Origin of the sequence: Glutamicibacter sp. ZJUTW (assembly GCF_008370855.1) — a bacterium.
Lineage (GTDB): Bacteria > Actinomycetota > Actinomycetes > Actinomycetales > Micrococcaceae > Glutamicibacter > Glutamicibacter nicotianae.
Genome location: NZ_CP043624.1, coordinates 3076982 through 3096800 on the forward strand (window position 1 = coordinate 3076982; position 19819 = coordinate 3096800).

A 19819-nucleotide genomic window follows, 5' to 3' on the forward strand; every position below is an offset into this window, starting at 1 on the left:
ACGCATCAGCCGGAACGGAGCGAAGCACGCATGACAAGCACCAACCAGCCAATGGTTGTCCTCCTGCATGGAGTCGGATTGGACCGGACCATGTGGAAGCCCCTGCGCGAGCAGCTGGGACGCGAATCGGTGGCACTGGATCTGCCAGGGCATGGTTTGCGCCCGCCCTTGCGAGGCGAGCAGAGCCTGGCGAGCCTGGCCTCCGATGTGCTCGCACGGATCGAAATCCGGGAGCCGGTGCACCTTGTGGGATTCTCCCTCGGTGCGCTGGTTGCCCAGCACCTTGCGCGCTTCGCTCCCGAACGCGTGCTGACCTTGTCCGCGGTGAACTCCGTATGCAAGCGCACCAGCGAAGAGTCCGCCGCAGTGGAGGAACGCCTGGCTACCGCCGGCACGAACTTCTCCCAGGGAGTGGACCGGGCCATCGAACGCTGGTTCCCGGCGCCGTCCACCACCGTGGATCCGGAGCTCATCGAGGCTACGCGGCAAACCATGGCCGGTAACGACCTCGAATCCTACCTGCACGCCTACGCGGTCTTCGCCCGGGGCGACCGGGAGATTGCCGGCGAGCTCGGGGCGATCAAGCAGCCGACGCTGGCCATCACTGGCGAGCTGGATCCCGGCTCGACCCCGCAGATGTCCCGCCGGCTGATTGCCGCCGTACCGCAGGGGCGGCTGCGCATCATCCCCGGAGCACGGCACATGCTCCCGGTGGAGAATCCACAGGCCTTGGCCACGGAATTGAACAGTTTTTTCAGCGATAACGAAGGGAAACAGGCATGAGCGAGCGATACATGCATTTCATCAACGGCGAGCACGTCGCTCCCAGCGAAGATCGTTTCTTCACCAGCACCAACCCGGCGACTCTCGACGAGCTCTACGAGGCCGCCCGTGGCAATGCCGAAGATGTGGACCGCGCTGTCAAGGCCGCCCACGAGGCCTTCACCGCTCCATCGTGGAGCACCTTGAGCGCCACCGCCCGCGGACACCTGCTGCGCCGGTTGGGCGATCTGATCGGCGAGAATGCCGAGAAGCTGGCCCGCTACGAATCCCTGGACAACGGCAAGCTGCTGCGCGAAATGCGCGGCCAGCTGGCCACCCTGCCCGAATACCTCTACTACTATGCCGGGCTGGCCGACAAGGTGCAGGGCTCCCAGATCCCGAGCATGAACCCGGCGATCCTGAACTACACCCAGCGCGAGGCGCTGGGCGTGGTTGGTGCCATCACCCCGTGGAACTCGCCGCTGACTCTGACCACATCCAAGATCGCCCCGGCACTGGCCGCCGGCAACACCGTGGTGATCAAGCCCAGCGAATACACCTCGCGCACGGTGCTGCTGCTGGCCGAGCTGGCCGACCAAGCCGGATTCCCTCCGGGCGTCATCAACGTGGTCACCGGTTTCGGAGCCGAGGCTGGAGCCGCACTAGTGGCCCACCCGTTGCTGGCCAAGATCTCCTTCACCGGTTCCACCGCCACCGGCTCCTCGATCGCCGCCCAGGCGGCCAGCCGCTTCATCGGCTGCACCCTGGAACTGGGCGGGAAGAGCCCGAATATCGTCTTCGACGATGCCAACGTCGCCAACGCGGCCATGGGCGTGGTGGCAGGCATCTACGCCGCTGCCGGCCAGACCTGCATTGCCGGCAGCCGGGTTTTCGCCCACAAGTCGGTCTACGACGAGCTGCTGGAACGGGTCACAGAACGTGCCAAGTCCATCATCATCGGAGACCCGCTGGCGGATTCCACCGAGCTGGGCCCGCTGGCCTTCGCCGACCAGCTGGAGAAGGTCGCTTCCTATGTGAAGATCGGCGCAGACGAGGGTGCCAAGGTGCTGGCCGGCGGCGCCCGCCCCGAAGGCATGGACCTTCCGGGCTACTATTTCTCCCCCACCGTGCTCACCGACGTGAACAACGACATGCGCGTGGTCCGCGAGGAGATCTTCGGTCCGGTGGCAGCGATCATGCCTTTCGAGCACGAAGACGAGCTGCTGGCCATGGCCAACGACACCGACTACGGTCTGGCCGCTGGCGTATGGACGCAGAACCTGGCCCGTGCCCACCGCATGGCCCGAAAGCTGGATGCCGGAACGATCTGGGTGAACACCTACCGGGCGATGTCTCCGATGTCCCCGCGCCAGGGATTCAAGAACTCGGGCGTCGGCATCGAGCACGGCATCGAATCCATGAACGAGTACACCCGCCTCAAGAGCGTATGGATCAACACCGACGAATCCCCCGTCGCGGATCCGTTTGTGATGCGCGGATAAGGAAGGGGCACCCATGCCATTGATTGACGTTTCCATCGCCAAGGGCCGCAGCCCGCAGCAATTGCGCGCCCTGATCTCCGCGCTGCACCAAGCGGCCGAAGACACCGTAGATGCCGCACCAGAGAACATCACGGTCATCGTGCGCGAAATCGAGCATGAGCACTGGTCCCGGACCAACCAAACCATCGCCGAACGCAATAACAGCCAGGCAACTGCCTAAGGGCAGCAGAGCACCGAAAGAAGGATAGGCATGCGCTTTTCACTGTTCATCCACATGGAACGCTATGACGACTCGATCAGCCACGCACAGCATTTCGAGAATCTCGTCGAGCTGACGCAAATGGCCGAAGCCGGAGGCTTCTCCACCGTCTGGATCGGCGAGCACCACTCCATGGAGTACACCGTCTCCCCGAACCCGATTCCGCAGCTGGCATACCTGGCTGCCCGGACCTCCACCATCCGGCTCGGAGCCGGCACCATCATCGCTCCCTTCTGGAACCCGATCCGTGCAGCCGGCGAACTCGCGCTGCTCGACGTCATCAGCAATGGCCGTGCCGAACTGGGCGTGGCACGCGGAGCCTACCAGTTCGAGTTCGATCGCATGACCGATGGCATGACGGCCACTGACGGCGGAGCCTCCATGCAGGAGCTCATCCCGGCAGTCAAGAAGCTGTGGGAGGGAGACTACGCCCATGACGGCGAGGTCTGGCAGTTCCCGATCTCCACCTCGGTCCCGAAGCCCGCGCAGAAGCAGATCCCCGTCTGGGTTGCCGCCCGCAGCCCCGAGTCGCACGACTACGCTGTGGCCAACGGGTGCCATGTCATGGTGACCCCGCTGATGAAGGGCGACGAAGAAGTCGAGTCATTGGTCGAGAAGTACGAGACGGCCATCGCGGCCCACCCCGAGGTGCAGCAGCGCCCCGACATCATGGTGCTTCGCCACACGTACCTGCACTCCGCTGACGAGCCGGAAGCCTGGCGCCCGGCGGCCGAAGGCATCAACAAGTTCTACCGCACCTTCGATGCGGTCTTCGGCAACAAGGTGGAGCCTCTCAACGGTTTCATCGATCCGAGCCCAGAGGAGAAGTTCGCCGGACGCGAGGAATTCACGCCCGAGTCCCTGCATCGCACCGCAATGATCGGCACCCCGGACGTGGTTATCGAGCGCCTTCGCCACTATGAGGAGCTGGGCGTCAGCGAATACAGCTTCTGGAGCGACAACGCGCTGAGCCACGAGGAGAAGAAGCGCTCGCTGCAGCTGTTCATCGACGAAGTCGTGCCGCATTTCGCGAAGCAGCCAGCGCTGTAACGACCCACGGCCGCCGTGCATCCGGTTCTCCGGAGCCGGCGGCCTTCGCCGTCAGGCTCCAGATCCTTGATTGCTCGGCGGAGCTCGACTCGCGAAACATGTCTTGGCCCCGACTGTTGCTTTCCTCCCCATCAGTGGCATCGTTGACCGGAGGAGGCAAAGTGGAGGGGCAGCGGCCGTAAACTATGCAGATGGATACCGACCGCGACCGCTTCCTCAGGCTCTACGACGAGCAGCTGCGCACCGAGGCCGAGACGCCAGGTGCCCAGTCCATTACCCGGCTCGGTCCGCTGCGCTTGGCCTCCTACGCCAATGGGCGCGGATTCATCACCTATCCGCACTTCAGCGGGAATGAACCGCAGACCTTGGCCCAGCTGGCTGGAGCAGCACTGGAGCATTTCGCGGCGCAGCCGCGGATCACCGAGGTGGAATTCAAGACCCGCGGACACGACCATGCACCCGGCCTGCCCGAGCGCTTGCAAGCATTGGGATTCAATGCCGAGGAGGGCGAATCAATCATGATCGGACCGCTGCAGGCATTGCTCAGTGGCGACCCCGGTCCGGCCGGGCTGGAACTACGGCGTGTGAGCGCTGCAGAAGAAATTGAGGAAATGTGCCGCATGGTCAACCAGGCCTTCGGCGAACCCTACGACCCAGCCACCGCCCAAGCCCTGATTTCACGCATGGGACGCAATGACGGCATGGAACTGTGGGTCGCCTGGCTGGAGGGGCGAATGGCGGGTGCGGGCCGTCTGGAGCCGGTGGCCGGCACCGAATTCGCAGGCCTCTGGGGAGGCGGCGTGCTGCCTGAATACCGCGGACGAGGTGTCTACCGGGCCCTGGTTGATGCCCGGGCACGCAGCGCGATCGCCATGGGCTGCAAGTACGTGCACAGCGACAGCACAGAGTATTCCCGTCCGATCCTTGAACGCCAGGGCCTGGTCAAGGTTTCCACCACGACCCCTTACATTTGGAAGCGCGCGGCAACCGGAAGCTAGCCGCTTCCAGCTAGCCTTTCGGCGGGCAGATGACCGCGAATTCGGCTCCGGTGACATCGCCGAGCACTGCCATGCGGCCGAAGTAGGAGTCATGCGGTTCATGGATAACCGTGCCGCCGAGCCGCTCGGCGAGCGCCACGGTTTCATCGGTGTCCGCCACCGCGAAGTAGGCGCGCCAGCCGGACTTCGAGTCCGGGTAGCCGGAAATGTCGAAGATGCCCGCCACCGCCTCGGGCCCTTGGCCATAGGTGTGGTAGCGGAACTCGTCCGTGTCCGAGACCGGGGACAAGTTCCAGCCCAGGGCCTCGCGGTAGAAGCGGGCCACCGGCTCGAAGTGCTTGGTGTGCAGTTCATTCCAGATCCGTGTGCCCGGTGCACGGCTCGTGGCCGTTCCCGCTGGCGCGAAGGCTTGGAAGAGTCCCACGCCGGTGCCGGCTGGATCCCCGATGATGGCCATGGTTCCCTGTCCGGGAACCTCGATGGGCTTGAGATAGACCTTGCCGCCGTGCAGCTTGGTGGCGTAGGCGGCAGCGTGCACATCGGTGACATTCAGGTAGGTGGTCCAGCAGTCCGGAACCTCGGAGTCCGGGTCATTGGCAATGAAGTCGGTGACCATCGACCCGTTGAGATAGACCTCGGCATATCCTTCGTCTGTATCTGGCGCGTTCCGGCGCATTTCCCATCCGAATAGCTGCGCATAGAACTGGGCGGAGCCTTCCATGTCGCTGGTGAGCAGATCGACCCAGCAGGGTTCGGCTCGTGGATCCCTTGGTGCCGGCATCGCTTCCCCATTCCACAATTCATCCAGCTCGCTTGGGCTGAGTCTATGTCCTTTCCATCCAGATCAGCAACGGAAAATTTGCTGCCACCCAAGATATTACGGAACTGGATGCCTTGCGATGAACCGCAGTTTCACTATGCTTTAATGTGACACAGCACACAGGCATCGTTGGTTCACCCGAGGAGTTCACCATGAGCGTTCCCACATCCAATCTCACAGTTTCAGTGGCAGCAATTCTCGCAGAAGGGGCCGCCCGCTACGGCGAACTGAACGCCATCACCGTCGATGGCCACAGCACAACTTATAGGCAGCTATGGGATGAGACGCGGAACTATGCCGGGGCGTTGCAGGCCCACGGCATCACGGCGGGTGATCGGGTGGCTCTGCTCATCCCCAATGTCGCTGACTTCGCCCGCGCCTACTATGCGGTCCTGGCCTTGGGCGCCGTGGTGGTGCCGGTGCACGCACTGCTCAAGGCCCGCGAAATCTCCTACATCCTGGAGGACTCCGAGGCCAAGCTGATGATCTGTGCCGCGCCGCTGCTCGCCGAGGGTGCTGCCGGAGCCACCGCTACAAGCGTCCCGGTGCTCAGCGTGCTGGCGCCGGAAGACTCGGGTACCGACCGGCTCGAAGACCTGGCCCGGGCGGCTACGCCGATTGCCACCTACCAGCCGCGGCACCCGGAAGACCTGGCCACGATCCTGTATACCTCGGGCACCACCGGCAAGCCCAAGGGTGCCCTGGGCACGCACCTTGCCTTGATTGAGCAGACCCACACCACGCTGCTGAACACCATGGACTTGCGCCGCGGCGACAAGCTCTTCGGCGGGCTGCCGCTCTTCCACACCTTCGGCCAGACCTGCGTGCTCAATACCGGGCTGCGGGTGGGCGCCGAGCTGATGCTGCTGCCCAAGTTCACCGCCGAAGGCGCCCTGGAGCTGCTGCTGGACGCGGGCATCGATGTCTTCTTCGGGGTGCCGACCATGTATGTGGCCCTTCTCGAAGCAGGCAAGCACCGCACGGAGACGCCCCAGAAGCTGCGCTACGCCATTTCCGGCGGAGCGTCGCTTCCGGTATCCATCCTGACCGCCTTCGAGCAGCGCTTCGGCGCGCGGATCCACGAAGGCTACGGGCTGACCGAGACCTCTCCGGTGGCCTGCTTCAACCATGTGGGCGTCGAGCCGCGGCCCGGCACCGTCGGCACCCCGGTCTGGGGCGTGGATGTGGAAATCGCGGACCCGGCCAGCCCGGAGAAGATCCAGCTGCTGCCGCGCGGCGAGCTGGGCGAACTGGTGGTCCGCGGGCATAACCTGTTCTCCGGCTACCTGAACCGGCCCGAGGCCACGGCCGAAGCGGTGGTCGATGGCTGGTTCCGCACCGGGGACCTGGGCACGAAGGACGAGGATGGCTACCTGCGCATCCTGGACCGGACCAAGGACATGATCCTGCGCAACGGCTACAACGTGTACCCGCGCGAAATCGAGGAGGTGCTGGTGTCCCACCCGGAGATTTCCAACGCTGCCGTGTACGGGGTGCCGCATGAAACCCACGGGCAGGAGATCGCCGCCTCGGTGACCCTGGAGGCTGGCTCCACACTAGGCGCGCAGGACCTGGTGGCGTGGGCCAGCGAGCAGATGGCCGCATACAAGTACCCGCGGCTGATCGAGATCGTCACCGAGTTCCCGCTGGGTCCCAGCGGGAAAATCCTCAAGCGCGAACTGGTCGCCCAGTTCACCGCAGAGCAGCGCTAGCTGGCACTATTTGCGCAGCCCGCTGTAGTCCGGGGTACGGCGTGCCAGGAACGCGGATCTGCCTTCGGCCAGGTCCGCGTTCGCCCCGTTCTCTTCCCACAGCGTTTCCCACCAGCTGTCGGTGGCTTCCCCAGCGCTCACCAGGTTGATCGCTTCCTTGGTGCGCGAAATGGAATACGGCGAGTTCGCCGCCAGCTGGCCCAGCAAGGCGTCCAGCTGCTCTTCGAGCTGCCCATGGGAAACCACCTTGGTGAACATGCCCCAGCGTTCGGCTTCGGCAATGGACACCTCCGCTCCGGAGAGCAGCAGGTACTTGGCCCGGTGCTCCCCCACGGCACGCACCAGCCGCTCGATGCCCGGGCGCGGGAACACCAAGCCGATTCTTGCCGGGGTGATCGCGATGCGCACATTATCCGAGGCCAGCTGGATGTCGCAGGCCGAAGCCAGCTGCCAGGCACCGCCGAAGCAATTGCCTTCCACCACCGCAATGGTCGGCTTCGGACAGCCCATGATGATCTTGTCGAGCAGATCGAAGTGGTTAATCAGCTCCCCGTCCTCATCCCGGTCGAAGAGCACCTGGTCCATTTCATCGATGGCAATCCCGGCGCAAAAGTTCCCTCCGGCACCGCGCACCACAATGGAAGCGACCTCGTCATTGGTCGCCAGACCGGCAAAGGCACCCACCAGCTGCAGGCACATGTCCTTGGTGAGCGCATTGAACTGGCCCGGATTCTCCAGCCGCACCACGGCGGTGGACCCGGCAATCCCTACGCCGACCCGTGCATTATTGTCCTTGCCCATCAGGATCCTCCCCGATTCATCATGCGTCCTAGGCAATCTATCGCGAATCGGCCAGCCTGCGGAACCTCTCCACGCTCCGCTTGCCTCCGGGCCGATGGAAACGTGTGCGAAACTGGGCGTGTGGATGCACAGATTATTTACACCATCATCGCCGGGCTGCTGCTCGTCGTCTCGGCGTTGGGCACTATTTTCCCGGTGCTGCCCGGGTCCTTGCTGACCATCGGCACGCTCCTGGCCTGGGGCTGGCTGCTGGGATCCGGCGCCTCCTGGTGGGCGGCCGGACTGGGCATGGCGATCGCCCTGCTGGGCTGGTCGGCCTCAGCAATCCTGACCGGCAAGAAGCTCAAGGAACATCAGATCCCCAAGGGATCCATTCTCTTCGCGGTCGTCGGTGCCATCGCCGGCGCGTTCATCATCCCGGTCGTCGGCATGTTCATCGGTTTCGCGGTGGGCCTGTTCGCCGGTGAAAGCGTGCGCCGCCGCGAGGTCTCCGGGGCGTTCGGCTCATCCTGGGCTGCGCTGAAGGCCATGGGCTTGGGCATCGTGGTGGAATTCGGCTGCGTGCTGCTGGCGTCTTCCATCTGGGTCATCGGCATGATCATGCACTTCGTGATGCGCTAGATCCAGCCCATCTCCCTGGCGTAGCGCGCGGCCTCGATGCGGTTGGCCGTGCTGGTCTTGCCGATCGCATTGGACAGGTGGTTGCGCACGGTGCCCACCGACAGGTGCACCGTCGAGGCGATCTGCGAGACCGGCGCACCGGACGCGGCCAAGGCCAGGATCTCGCGTTCGCGCCCGGTCAGCGGGTTGCTGCGGCTCTCCACGCTGAGCATCGCTCGCTGCGGATCCACCACCTTGTCCCCGCCATAGACCCTGCGGATGGCGGCAATCAGCTCGGCAGGCGGAGAATCCTTGACCAGGAAACCATGAGCTCCGGCTTCGAAAGCCTGGCGGAAGTACCCGGGACGGTCAAAGGTGGTCAGGATCAGCACCTTTACCTCGGGGTGGCTGTCCTTCAGTTCTGCCGCGGTGCTCAGCCCGTCCTGCCGCGGCATCTGCACATCCAGCAATGCAATATCGGCCCGATGCGCATCCAGCGCCGCGGCAACTTCGTCTCCGTCGGCGCATTGCGCAACGACCTCGATGTCCTCTTCGAGATTCAGCAAGGCAGCCAGCGCGCCGCGCACCAGATGCTGGTCATCTGCAATGAGTATCCGGATCATCGGGCGTTCCCCTCTGCCGCAAAGACTACCTGCACACTGGTTCCGCCCAGCCGCGAGCCCCCCACCGTGCAACTGGCGCCGAACTGCTTGGCACGCTCCTGCATTCCGCGGATGCCGTGCCCGGGCGTGCTGGCCTGCAGCCCGTCGCCGTCATCTTCGATGCTGACGTGTCCGGGTTCCAGCTGCAGCACGATCCTGCTGGCGTGCGCATGGCGCAGCACATTGGTGACCGCTTCGCGCAGGATCCATGCCACATGCGAACGCAGCTGCATCGGGACCTGCTCGGCGGATCCGGCCACCGTGAATTCGAGGTTGTTGTCGTTGCAGGCCTGCCGCAGCTCAGCTAATTCCGCAGCCAGATCCTGGCGGCTAAGCCCCTGCACCGTGGTGCGCACCGAATCCAGCGCATCCACGGCCAAGGCGCTGAGCTGTTCCAGTTCGCCGCGGGCCTGGGCGTACTGCTCCTGGTCCAGCAGGCGCAGGGCCAGCTGCGCCTTCAGGTTCAATGCGGTGAGCGAATGGCCGATCCCATCATGCACGTCCCGGGCAACGCGTTCCTGTTCGGCGACCAGCAGGTAGTCGCTGCGCATCTTTTCGGCTTCGGTCGAGCGCCGGATGGCCGCCACGGTGATCGCATACACCACCATCAGCACGAGGTTCAGGCCGATCAGGAAGATCGCGTCCATGAACTGGCCGTAGATGATTGGCAACGCGAAGCTGAGCACCAGCACCGCCGAGTAGGCCGCGATGGCCCACCTCCTGCCCAGCAGGAAGATCGCGAAGGAGGTGATGAAAGGGAAAAGCCCCATGGTGGTCAACCCGACGACCGGGATGCCCAGCACAATAATCGCGCAGAGCACCAGGAAGTTCACGTGCGCCCGGCGAGCACTGGTTCCGCCCTGCCCGATCTTCGAGGAGAATTTCGAATAGGACTGCAAATACACGGCGGCGAAGAGGGCAATCAGCGCCAAGCCGATGATCCGGGTGGGCAGCGAATAGTCCTCGACGAGCAGGTCCAGCACCGGGAAGACCAGGAAGATCACCCAGACCCCGGCCACCAGCCAGCCTCGGCGATCCCAGAATTTCTGGTCTTCGTCGAGGCCGCAGAGCGGGTCGTCCACCGGCGCGGAGCCAGGCTGGCGTGGGCTCACTGGCGCGCCTTGGCCTTGCGGGTGGCGAAGACCGCGAAGAGAACGAAGATGAGTGCCCATGCCACTAGGTTAGCGGTTGGGATCCACAACGCATCCGGTGCCATATCGACCCCGGCAGGCATGTCCTTGAGCAATGGGTAGCGGGCCAGCGCGACGTAGCCATACATCGGGGTGAAGCGGGCCGCGTCGAGCATGCCTCCTTCCAGAGGCATGAACACGTTGCCGAAGAAGGCGAAGAACACCATCAGTCCCGAGGCCAGGCCCAGGGCCGATTCGGATTTGAACGCCATGCCCACCCCGATCCCGTAACAGGCGAAGATCATGGCACCGAGCAGGATGATCAGGTAGCTCGCGGCCCAGATCCAGCCTTCTTGCGCTTCGGCTCCGGTAGCGGCGCCGAGGGCGAAGACGAGCGCTGCCGAGGCGCCGGCAACGGTGGCCGCGACGATCATCTTGCTGCTGACGAACATGCTCGGCGGCATTTTTGTCAGCGAAATTTGCCGGCCCCACCCCTGCATGGTCTCGGTGGCCACGGTGCCAGCGATGGCCACGGTGCTGACTGCCGCTCCGTAGGCCGCCATGGAAATCATCAGATAGAACTTCACATTACCGGCTCCCAGCTCGAACTCGGTGTAGCTGGGGATGCTGCCGAACAGGATGTACATTGCCGCGGGCAGCAGGAGGGCAAAGATCAGGTTGTATCCATCGCGGAAGTGCCGCGCGAATTCCACGCGGATGTAGGTGCTCATCATGATGGGTCCTTGGTCAGTTGGATGAAAGCGTCCTCGAGGCTCGGCGAGGAAATTTCCAGGTCGTAGCCTTGGTACTCGGTCAGCAGGGCGGCTGCGAAGCTGTCGGAGTCGGAGCTGCGGAAGGCGAAGCGCAAGCCATTGCGTTCAGCCACCTGCACCGAATCGCTGGAGGCGGCGGCCCGTTCGGCATGCTCGGCCGAGGGGAAAGTAGCGCTGACGGTGCGTCCGGAGATGAGCTTGCGCAGATCCTCGGTGGCGCCGTCGGCGACGATGCGCCCGTGGTTCATCAGCACGGTGCGTTCTGCGAAGTTCTGCGCTTCTTCCAAATAGTGCGTGGCGAAGATGACGGTGCGTCCTTCGGTGGCTTCGACGCGCATTGCGGCCCAGAAATCCCGGCGGGCCATCACGTCCATCCCTGCAGTAGGCTCATCGAGGATCAGCACATCCGGATCCGGCAGCAACGCCAACGCGAACTTGATGCGCTGCTGCTCGCCGCCCGAGCACTTGCCCACGCGCCGCTTGGCGATCTTGTCCAGTCCGGTGCGTTCCATGACCGCACCGATGCGATCGGCCTGCTCATGCATGTGGGCGATGACCGACACCGTTTCCCTGACAGTCATGTCGCGCAGCAGCCCGCCGGTTTGCAGCACTGCCGAGACCCTGCCAGCCAACACCGCCTGGCGCGGGTCCAAGCCGAGGATCTGGGCCGATCCCTCGGTGGGCTGGGTCAACCCGAGGATCATGTCCACGGTTGTTGTCTTTCCGGCTCCGTTGGGCCCTAGGAAGGCCACGATCTGACCGGTCTGGATCTGCAGGTCGATGCCCTTGACGGCTTCGACCTTGCTGCGCGGCGTTGAGAAGGTCTTCTTCAAGCCGCTGAGCGAAACTGCATTGGTTTTAGTCAGCGTTTCCATGACTCCCAGTTTTCTCCGTTTGCCAGGTAGGCAGAAGAGCAGAAAGTCATGGGTTGCCCATGACCGTTGTCATGGACCAATACCAGTTGCTCGACGCAACTATGCTGATCATTGCTCGGAAACCTGCTGTGAGCTTGGCAACTCGCCGCTGCGCGATGCGCCCTGGCCACATGATGCAGGCCTTGCGAAAAGCCATGATCCACCGGGTCAACGAACAAATTGGAGATTTCCTCCCTTGTGGTCGGGTTATCCCGCATCAGGCTTTACGGATTCCTCTCTGGGAAACTCACAGCGTATTCCCGTAGGATTTTTGCTGTGCTAGATCATTCTTCGTTTCTTTCCCTTGTGACCGATTACGCGGCCCCGACCATGGGCGCGGCATTCCTGCCCGACTGGTTGAACCCTGCCGTCTTCCTGAACAACCCTGCGCTCGGCCCATGGGTTCTGCTGCTGGTGTGCGCCATTGTCTTCGCTGAGACCGGCTTGCTGGTGGGATTCTTCCTGCCTGGTGATTCGATGCTCTTCACCGTTGGCATGCTCATCGCCACCGGCACCATCCACATCCCGCTGTGGCTCTTCTGCGCAGCGATCTTCGTCTGCGCTTTCGCCGGCGACCAGACCGGTTACATCATCGGCAAGAAAACTGGTCCTGCCATCTTCAAGAAGCCGGATTCCCGCTTCTTCTCGCAGCAGAACGTTGAACGCGCCCACGAATTCTTCGAGAAGTTCGGCGGCCGCGCGGTGATCCTTGCACGCTTCGTGCCAATCGTCCGCACCTTCGTCCCGGTGATCGCTGGCGTTGCGAAGATGAACCACAAGACCTTCGTCTTCTACAACCTGATCGGCGCTGCCCTGTGGGGCATCGGCGTCACCCTGCTGGGCTACTGGCTGGGACAGTTCACGTGGATCGAAGAGAACATCGACCTGATCTTCATCCTGATCGTCCTCATCTCGGTCATCCCCATCGGTGTCGAACTGCTCAAGGCCCGCAAGCCGAAGAGCAAGACCATCGAAGACTGATTTTCAAGCACTTCTCCGGCGGAATTGTCCGCCACCCCACTGTACGCCGCGGCGCATCAACCAATGTTCACAAGGTTGGGTTGTGCCGCGGCGTACTCCTTTGCAGACAAGATCCACCTCGTCTTCCAAGGCGTTGCTTGCCTCGCGCGTGATCGGGCGGATGGCATTGGCCAGCACTTCGCAATCGCAGTAACCGCCCAGCAGCTGCATCTTCCGTTCCACCGCGGTCGCCCGCGGGGCACTCTCGTCGCGATAGGCCAGCAGGAAGAGATGGGTCCCGTCGCATCCTTGGGCTCTCAGGGCCCGGTAGAGGAAGCAGGCAAGGCATTCATGGTCGACGGGTTCGAGTACCGCGGGCATGGGTGGCTCCTTAAAGCAGTTGAAGGCAGTAGTGTTTCGCTACTGCCTTCAACTGTCTGTGGTTCAAGCACCGCGCACCGCGCCAAGCTCACCAGCTGTGGATATCTAGCTGCCTGCCAGGCTCTGGCGGAGGAATGCCGCTACGCGTTCCACTGCTTCTGTCACTCGTTCGTATCCTGCAGCGAACGACAAGCGGATGAACAGGTGCCCTTCGAACGGATCGAAGTCGCCTCCCGGGGTCAGCGCCACATGCGCGTATTCCAAGACTGATTGGCAGTACTGGCCCGCTGAACCGAAAAGCTCCAGGACTTCGGGAGCCAACCGGCCATAAAGGTAGAAGGCCCCATCAGCGGGAGCCGCCTCGCTGATCCCCAGGCTGCCCAGGTGCTCCAGCACGTGGGCCCGGGTGCGGGCGAACTCGGCCACACGCTCATTGGCCTCATCCAGGCTCCGCTGCTCGAAAGCGGCCACCACCGCACGCTGCGCCGGCGCCGGAGCGCACAGCGCCAGGTTCGAAGCCAGCGCGTCAACGGTGGCCACCAGGTCATCGGGCACGATCATCCAGCCCAGACGCCAACCGGTCATCCCCCAGTATTTGGAGAAAGAGGAGACCACGATGGAGGTACGGGAGAACTCCCACGAGGTGTGCCCCCTGCGGTCAGGGACGAACTCGATGCCGTGGTAGATTTCGTCGCTGACCAGCCGCACGCCGTTGGCTTCGCACCAGCTGGCCAACTCCGAGAGCTCCTGGGCGCTGAACATGGTTCCGGTGGGATTATTCGGCGAGGCGATCACCAGACCATCCAGGCGGCCATGCTCCTTCTTGGCCGCTTCGAGCAGCTGCACGGTGGGCTGGAAACGCTGTGCCGCACCGGTGGGCAGGTCCACCACTTCCAGCCCGAGGGCCCGGAGGATATTGGCGTAGGCCGGGTAGCCGGGGCGGGCCAGCGCCACCACGTCTCCAGCGTCGAAGGCCGCCAGGAACGAGAGCTGGAAGGCTCCGGAGGACCCGGTGGTCATCACGAAGTTCTTGGCCGGAATCTGCACCCCATAGGTATCGAGGTAGTGCCGGGACAGAGCCTGGCGGGTTTCGAGCAGGCCCGCGGTGGAGGTATACCCGAAGTCGGCGTGCCCGGCATGCAGCTGGGCGGCCAGCTCATTGACCGCCGCTGGCGCACCGCCGCCGGGTTCTCCGACGCACAAGGAGATCACGTCGTGCCCCGCGGCACGCATCGTGGCGACCTGGTCAACGATCTGCATCACTTCAAAGGGAGCTACCTTGGAACGCTGGGAAGCTTGCACTGTTTATCCTTCTTTCCGCAGGCATCGAAGAACCGCAGCATCCTCGCCGCGGCCTTCTGCGCTATCTGCTTCAAGGCTATCGGCTCCAGCGTGGCATTGCGCCCACCGGAAGCCGGTGAGCAGGCTCACTGCCCCGGTTCACCCTCCGTTTGCCTCCCGTCCACCCTTGGGGCATCCGCCCCGAGCATCCTCGAAGTATCCGCCTATTGCAGGCGACACCTCGCACAGGAGAACGAACCATGAACAAGCCACTCTCAGCCGCCCTGGCCGCCGCAGTATTGCTCCCCCTGGCCCTGGCGCCAACCGCCGGAGCGGCAGCCTCGCCTGCATCCGCGGCTGCCGCCCTTCCGGCGGCAGTTGCCAAGGACCCCGCACCGGGGTTCCGCGTATTGCCATATTTGCAAGCTCCTTCTTCCACCTCGATGACCATCAACTGGATCAGCGAAACCGATGAGCCGGGCACCATCAGCATGAGCGGACCGGGCCTGGGCAAGTCCGGCCAGCAGAGCAGCGAGCCGGCATACCTGGATCTCATGGAATACACCCAGGCCGAGCTCGATGAGCAGATCGCTGGCTTGGAGCAGGGCTCGTGGCTGAAGTCGAATTCGAATTACAAGCACTCGGTGACCTTCGAAGATCTCAAGCCGGGAAAGACCTACAACTACACGGTGACCCAGTCCGGCGAAACCCACAGCGCGGCTTTCAAGACGGCGCCGAAGGGCGACGCCTGGAAGAACGTGCGCATCATTGCGTTCTCCGATTCCGAGACCGAGCCGCGCGGACGCACCGAGCATCGCGAATGGGAACTCTCTCCGGTCAACGGCTACACCGCGGATTCGCTGCAGCGCCCGGGTGCCGGATCTGCCTGGGACCAGGAGTTCGGCATGACCACCCGCTACGGCCAGCCGACCCTGCGCTACCCGCTGGACCAGTCCACCGCCTTCAACGAGAACCTCAAGCACATCCAGGCCGCCGATCCGGACCTGGTCATGATGGCTGGCGACCTCACCCAGGGTTCGGGCTACCAGCCGGCCTGGGATGAGTTCTTCAGCCATGTGGCCGGGGAGCATTCGGACCTGGCCTCCAATGTCCCGCTGCTTCCGTCGCTGGGCAACTGGGAAACCTATGCCGCGCTGAACGGCGGCTACGGCACGGATGCCGGCCGCACCCCGGCGGTCATTTCGCGCAACCGCTTCCTGGATTACTTCTCGCTGCCGCGGGATCCGCAGCACCCCGAGTACAAGGGCTCCTACTACCGGGTGGATCACGGGCCGGTCACCGTGCTGACCTTGGATTCCACCAACGGCCGCCCGGATGAGAACACCAAGACCGGCCAGCTGTCCGGTGAGAAGTTCTCGGGCGATGACACGAATATGGACGCAGGGAAGTTGTCCACCGATACCCAGGGCGAGTTCACCTTCGAGTCCTACGTCCAGGGCTTCAAGGAGCTGTTCCCCGGATCCACCGATAAGGACGTGGACCTGCCGAACATGGATGCCGCTTCGGCGCAGTGGGCTTGGGCCGAGAAGCAGCTGGCCGATGCCCGCGCCAAGGGCCAGATCGTGCTGGTCCAGTTCCACCACGCGGCCTACTCCAACGGCGTGCACGGCACCCCGCCCAACCATGAGCACCCGGATAATCAGTCGGGCACCGCAATGCGCGCCTACACTCCGATGTTCGAGGAGCACGGCGTGGCAGCGGTGATCTCCGGCCACGATGAGATGTTCGAGCGTTCCTGGGTGGATGAGAACGGCGACGGACGCGGTTTCCACTCCTATGACGTCGGAGTGGCAGCCGATGGCCTGCGCGGTGAGAAGCTGGTGCAGAACGCCGAAGGCGGGTACGGGCCGTTGCGCTTCAACTCGCATTCGCAGTGGTCGGCCCCGGCCGATGAACCGGAAACCTGGGCCGAGGATGCCAACGGCGTTCCGCAGCTGGTCTCCGGCGGCTTGCATTACGGGCACCTGCTGATCGACGTGGCCAATACCGCGCAGGGCGCCGAGCTGACCTTGACCCCCGTGCATATCTTCCCGCTGCTGGATTCGCAGTACCAGCTGGAGAAGACCGAGCGGCGGGCCTATGACGATGTCGTGCGCTTCGCGGTAGGCAAGGACGGGGTGCCACTGGCAAAGTAGCAATGGCGGATCAGGCGACTTGTCGCCATGGCTGCAGGTAGTGGACTATTGAAGTGAGCAAAGGCCACTGAGCGCAGCAGCGCAGGGAGCAGGACAAGACATGAGTGAACAGCGCGTTTTCAAGGCAGTAGTCGCCAAGGAAGCCGGCTGGTGGAACATCTGGATTCCCGAATTGGATCATGTGACTTCCACCCGCAAGTCGCGCAAGATCTCCCTCTACACCCGCTCATTGATCGCAGCGGTGCTCGGCATCGAGAAATCCTCGTTCCGTGTCGAGCGCGAACTGGTTTCCGCGGGTGAATTCGAGCGCCGCTTCACCGAAGCCGTGCGCGCGACAAGCCCGCAGGAAAAGCTGTAGGCAGCACGCATCCACGGCAGAGGCCGTCGTGTCTCCAAGTGGCACGGCGGCCTCTGGCTATTTGCCCGTGGTGTCCAGTTCGCGTTCCTTGACCGGGTGGCGCGAAAGGATGGAAATCCGGTTGAAGGCATTCATGGCGATGGCGATCCATTGGATCGCGGCCACCTGCTCATCGCTCAGCACCAGCCGGGCCGAAGCCACCGCAGCTATGCGCTCTTCGGGGTTCGGAAGGTCAGTGGTAGCTTCGGCGATGGCCAATGCGGCGCATTCTTCTTCGGTGAATAGCCCTCCGCATTCATCCCAGGTGCGCAGCAGGGTGATCCGCTGCAGGCTCTCGCCGGCATCCAGCGCCTTGCGCGCATGAAGGTCCAGGCAGAAGGCGCAGCCATTGATCTGCGATACGCGCAAATTGACCAGCTCAGCGGTGCGGTCGCTGATCCCGGCGGCGCGATAGGACTTGGCGACATCTTTGGAGAATCTGCCAATCGAGTTCCAAAGCTCGGGATTGGTCTTGTCGAGGAACATCGGGTCTGAAACGGCCATAGTTGAACCATACATCGACGTGCAGCCCTCCTGCTCGAAGGCATCCGGGTAAAGAACCGTGGAGACCAGCGAAAGCTGGTCTCCACGAAGTTTGCTACTTGTCGCCGTCGGCTGCGAGCTGGCCGCAGGCGCCGTCGATTTCCTTGCCGCGGGTATCTCGCAGCGTGGTCGGCACGCCCAGCTCATCGAGGCGTCGCACGAACTTCGACGTGATGTCAGGTTCGCTGCGGGTCCAGATGGAGCCCGGCACCGGGTTCAGCGGAATCGGGTTCACGTGCACCCAACCGCGGCCGCGGGCGTTGAGCTTCTTGGCCAGCATTTCCGCGCGCCACTCGTGGTCGTTCATGTCCTTGATCAGCGCGTACTCGATCGAGACACGGCGTCCGGTCTTCACGTAGTAGTCGTAGGCGGCATCCAACGCCTCGTCGACCTTCCAGCGCGAGTTCACCGGGATCAGTTCGTCGCGCAGCTCGTCATCCGGGGCGTGCAGCGACAGGGCGAAGGTGACCTGGACGTTCTCGTCGGCCAGCTTGCGGATCGCCGGAACCAGGCCGACGGTGGAAACGGTAATGCCACGGGCGCTCATGCCCAGGCCTTCCGGGGCCTCGGCGACCATGCGGTGCACGGCGTTCATCACGCGCTTGTAGTTGGCCAGTGGTTCGCCCATGCCCATGAACACGATGTTGCCCACGCGCTCATCAGGGTGCTGGCGTCCGCCCAGTCCGCCCTCGGCGATCACTCGGTTGGCCTGGACGATCTGGTCAAGGATTTCAGCAGTGGACATGTTGCGGGTCAAACCCGCCTGGCCGGTGGCGCAGAACGGGCAGTTCATGCCGCAGCCGCACTGCGAGGAAATGCACAGGGTGATGCGGCCCGGGTAGCGCATCAAGACCGACTCGACCAGCGAGCCGTCGAACAGGCGCCAGAGGAACTTGATGGTCTTGCCGTCATCGGTTTCCAGTCGCTTGACCTCGGTGAGCAGCTTCGGGAACATCGCCTCGGCGAGTTCCTCGCGGCCGTTCTTCGGCAGGTCGCTCATCTGCGCCGGGTCGGTGGTGTAGTGCTGGAAGTAGTGCACGGAGAGCTGCTTGGCGCGGAAGCCCGGCAGTCCCAGTTCCTTCAGCTTGGCCTGGCGTTCGGCCAGGGACAGGTCGGCAAGGTGCGTTGGCGGCTGGGAGACGCGGCGCTTGGTGGAGAACTGCAGCTCCGGACGGCCATCGGCACCCATCTCCTGCTTCCAGCCTTCGGCGGTCGGCACGACCTGGGCACGGCCTTCGGCTTCGGCTCGGGACTTGGAGATGCGCAGCTGCTGGGCGCGCTGGGCCGCGGCCTGCTCGTTGCGCAGCGCCTTGCGTTCTTCAGCGGAAAGTGGGGTGGAATCGATGGAAGTCATTGCTACCTATTGTTTCATGTATCCGCGAGAGTTTGGCGGTGAGTTTGGGCACGCGCAAGCAGTGCCGCACCGCCAATCTACCGGCGGTACGGCACTGCTGCATACGGGTATTCAGTACTTGAAGGATTCCTTCAGGTGGCCAATGTTGCCCACGGCCCCGGCCAGGTCCATGTCCCCCAGCTGCCCGCTGGTGGCAGCTGCAGGGCGGTCCTTGCTCCAGTGGCGGAACCCTTCCTGGTGCTCGCGGGTGATCACCGCGTCACCGGTGCCAGCCATGACTGCCTCCAGCTGGTAGGTCTCGCCCCAGATCGGCTCGCCGTTTTCGTCTTCGCCCTGGTATGCCCTGACTGATCCGCTGACCGAGCCGTTCTTCAGCTGCTTGTCGATATGCACTTCAAGCGCGTCACCGTACATTCCCACGATGTCCAGCGTCTCGCATCCGCTGTCCGGATCCCACGACGGCAGTTCGCCTGCCGGGCAGTCGAAGTTCACCACAGCTGCATCACCCGAACCAGTGGTGCGTGCGAAGAAGCTGATCAGGTGTGCGTTGCCGGCAAAACCGTCAAGCTCGCCGACATGGGCCACCTCGCCCGAGAGCCAGATACTGTCGGTCTTTTCCGGGGGCGCCGCCGAAGCGGGGACAAGCGCAGTGAGCGCCAGAAGGGCGGTACTTGCGCCGCATAGCACGGCACTGGTAGTTATCCTCATGATGGGTCCTTTCCGCTGCGCATGCCTCGCTGCATGCGCAAGTGAACCCGACCAGT

At 63.6% G+C, this 19819-nt stretch carries 22 protein-coding genes; 11 read left to right on the top strand and 11 right to left on the bottom strand.

Features of this window, described 5'->3' with window-relative positions; all coding sequences use genetic code 11:
- Positions 1-30: 30 nt before the first annotated feature.
- From F0M17_RS14435 to F0M17_RS14455, 5 genes are all read left to right on the top strand, one after another.
- On the top strand, positions 31-783 hold the full coding sequence (locus F0M17_RS14435) for an alpha/beta fold hydrolase (RefSeq protein WP_073706875.1): 753 nt from the start codon (positions 31-33) through the stop codon (positions 781-783).
- The gene (locus tag F0M17_RS14440; protein WP_073706876.1) at positions 780-2264 is read left to right on the top strand and encodes an aldehyde dehydrogenase; all 1485 of its coding nucleotides are present in this window, start codon (positions 780-782) and stop codon (positions 2262-2264) included. Before F0M17_RS14435 ends, F0M17_RS14440 begins: the two co-directional genes overlap by 4 nt.
- A gap of 13 nt (positions 2265-2277) precedes the next feature.
- Complete coding sequence (locus F0M17_RS14445) at positions 2278-2484, top strand: tautomerase family protein (RefSeq protein ID WP_149597398.1); 207 nt, start codon at positions 2278-2280, stop codon at positions 2482-2484.
- Between the two features lie 30 nt (positions 2485-2514).
- Entirely contained in the window at positions 2515-3573 is a 1059-nt protein-coding gene (locus tag F0M17_RS14450; protein ID WP_073706878.1) for an LLM class flavin-dependent oxidoreductase, read from the top strand.
- A 191-nt stretch (positions 3574-3764) separates the two neighbouring features.
- Positions 3765-4571, top strand: coding sequence for a GNAT family N-acetyltransferase (locus F0M17_RS14455; RefSeq protein WP_073707231.1), 807 nt, complete (start codon positions 3765-3767; stop codon positions 4569-4571).
- 10 nt (positions 4572-4581) lie between these two features.
- On the opposite strand, the gene F0M17_RS14460 is transcribed toward F0M17_RS14455, so the two are convergent.
- Positions 4582-5352: a VOC family protein gene (locus F0M17_RS14460; protein ID WP_073706879.1), complete on the bottom strand. Its 771-nt coding sequence runs from the start codon at positions 5350-5352 to the stop codon at positions 4582-4584.
- 191 nt (positions 5353-5543) lie between these two features.
- Here F0M17_RS14460 and F0M17_RS14465 point away from each other — a divergent pair, with 191 nt between their 5' ends.
- On the top strand, positions 5544-7103 hold the full coding sequence (locus tag F0M17_RS14465) for a long-chain fatty acid--CoA ligase (protein ID WP_073706880.1): 1560 nt from the start codon (positions 5544-5546) through the stop codon (positions 7101-7103).
- A 6-nt stretch (positions 7104-7109) separates the two neighbouring features.
- Here the strand turns inward: F0M17_RS14465 and F0M17_RS14470 are convergent, their stop codons facing one another.
- A complete protein-coding gene (locus tag F0M17_RS14470; protein WP_073706881.1) occupies positions 7110-7904 on the bottom strand; it encodes an enoyl-CoA hydratase/isomerase family protein in 795 nt (264 codons plus the stop codon).
- A gap of 120 nt (positions 7905-8024) precedes the next feature.
- Between F0M17_RS14470 and F0M17_RS14475 the strand changes: the two genes are divergently transcribed.
- Positions 8025-8525 (top strand): DUF456 domain-containing protein, encoded by a 501-nt coding sequence (locus F0M17_RS14475; RefSeq protein WP_073706882.1) that lies wholly within the window; start codon positions 8025-8027, stop codon positions 8523-8525.
- Here F0M17_RS14475 and F0M17_RS14480 read toward each other — a convergent pair.
- The 4 genes from F0M17_RS14480 to F0M17_RS14495 are packed head-to-tail and all read right to left on the bottom strand — an operon-like array spanning position 8522 to position 11944.
- Positions 8522-9127, bottom strand: coding sequence for a response regulator transcription factor (locus F0M17_RS14480; RefSeq protein WP_073706883.1), 606 nt, complete (start codon positions 9125-9127; stop codon positions 8522-8524). The genes F0M17_RS14475 and F0M17_RS14480 overlap by 4 nt on opposite strands.
- Positions 9124-10278, bottom strand: coding sequence for a sensor histidine kinase (locus F0M17_RS14485; RefSeq protein ID WP_149597399.1), 1155 nt, complete (start codon positions 10276-10278; stop codon positions 9124-9126). Before F0M17_RS14485 ends, F0M17_RS14480 begins: the two co-directional genes overlap by 4 nt.
- Positions 10275-11030 (bottom strand): ABC transporter, encoded by a 756-nt coding sequence (locus F0M17_RS14490; protein WP_038993179.1) that lies wholly within the window; start codon positions 11028-11030, stop codon positions 10275-10277. The genes F0M17_RS14485 and F0M17_RS14490 overlap by 4 nt, the downstream gene beginning before the upstream one ends.
- A complete protein-coding gene (locus F0M17_RS14495; RefSeq protein ID WP_149597400.1) occupies positions 11027-11944 on the bottom strand; it encodes an ABC transporter ATP-binding protein in 918 nt (305 codons plus the stop codon). Before F0M17_RS14495 ends, F0M17_RS14490 begins: the two co-directional genes overlap by 4 nt.
- A 59-nt stretch (positions 11945-12003) precedes the next feature.
- Here F0M17_RS14495 and F0M17_RS14500 point away from each other — a divergent pair, with 59 nt between their 5' ends.
- Positions 12004-12249, top strand: a complete 246-nt coding sequence (locus F0M17_RS14500) for a hypothetical protein (RefSeq protein ID WP_073706887.1) — start codon at positions 12004-12006, stop codon at positions 12247-12249.
- A gap of 40 nt (positions 12250-12289) precedes the next feature.
- Positions 12290-12964, top strand: a complete 675-nt coding sequence (locus F0M17_RS14505; protein WP_369826776.1) for a DedA family protein — start codon at positions 12290-12292, stop codon at positions 12962-12964.
- A gap of 3 nt (positions 12965-12967) precedes the next feature.
- Here the strand turns inward: F0M17_RS14505 and F0M17_RS14510 are convergent, their stop codons facing one another.
- Positions 12968-13324, bottom strand: a complete 357-nt coding sequence (locus tag F0M17_RS14510) for a DUF2695 domain-containing protein (protein ID WP_066141960.1) — start codon at positions 13322-13324, stop codon at positions 12968-12970.
- Between the two features lie 105 nt (positions 13325-13429).
- Positions 13430-14626: a pyridoxal phosphate-dependent aminotransferase gene (locus F0M17_RS14515; protein WP_073706888.1), complete on the bottom strand. Its 1197-nt coding sequence runs from the start codon at positions 14624-14626 to the stop codon at positions 13430-13432.
- A gap of 239 nt (positions 14627-14865) precedes the next feature.
- On the opposite strand from F0M17_RS14515, the gene F0M17_RS14520 reads away from it, so the two are divergent.
- Both F0M17_RS14520 and F0M17_RS14525 read left to right on the top strand, forming a co-directional pair.
- Positions 14866-16761 (top strand): metallophosphoesterase, encoded by a 1896-nt coding sequence (locus tag F0M17_RS14520; protein ID WP_073706889.1) that lies wholly within the window; start codon positions 14866-14868, stop codon positions 16759-16761.
- A 100-nt stretch (positions 16762-16861) separates the two neighbouring features.
- Entirely contained in the window at positions 16862-17119 is a 258-nt protein-coding gene (locus tag F0M17_RS14525; protein ID WP_073706890.1) for a hypothetical protein, read from the top strand.
- 57 nt (positions 17120-17176) lie between these two features.
- Here the strand turns inward: F0M17_RS14525 and F0M17_RS14530 are convergent, their stop codons facing one another.
- The 3 genes from F0M17_RS14530 to F0M17_RS14540 all read right to left on the bottom strand — a co-directional run bounded on the left by F0M17_RS14530 (position 17177) and on the right by F0M17_RS14540 (position 19763).
- Positions 17177-17662 (bottom strand): carboxymuconolactone decarboxylase family protein, encoded by a 486-nt coding sequence (locus tag F0M17_RS14530; protein WP_073706891.1) that lies wholly within the window; start codon positions 17660-17662, stop codon positions 17177-17179.
- A gap of 94 nt (positions 17663-17756) precedes the next feature.
- Positions 17757-19055, bottom strand: a complete 1299-nt coding sequence (gene rlmN / locus F0M17_RS14535; RefSeq protein WP_073706892.1) for a 23S rRNA (adenine(2503)-C(2))-methyltransferase RlmN — start codon at positions 19053-19055, stop codon at positions 17757-17759.
- 111 nt (positions 19056-19166) lie between these two features.
- The gene (locus tag F0M17_RS14540; protein ID WP_143181072.1) at positions 19167-19763 is read right to left on the bottom strand and encodes a hypothetical protein; all 597 of its coding nucleotides are present in this window, start codon (positions 19761-19763) and stop codon (positions 19167-19169) included.
- Between the last annotated feature and the right edge of the window lie 56 nt (positions 19764-19819).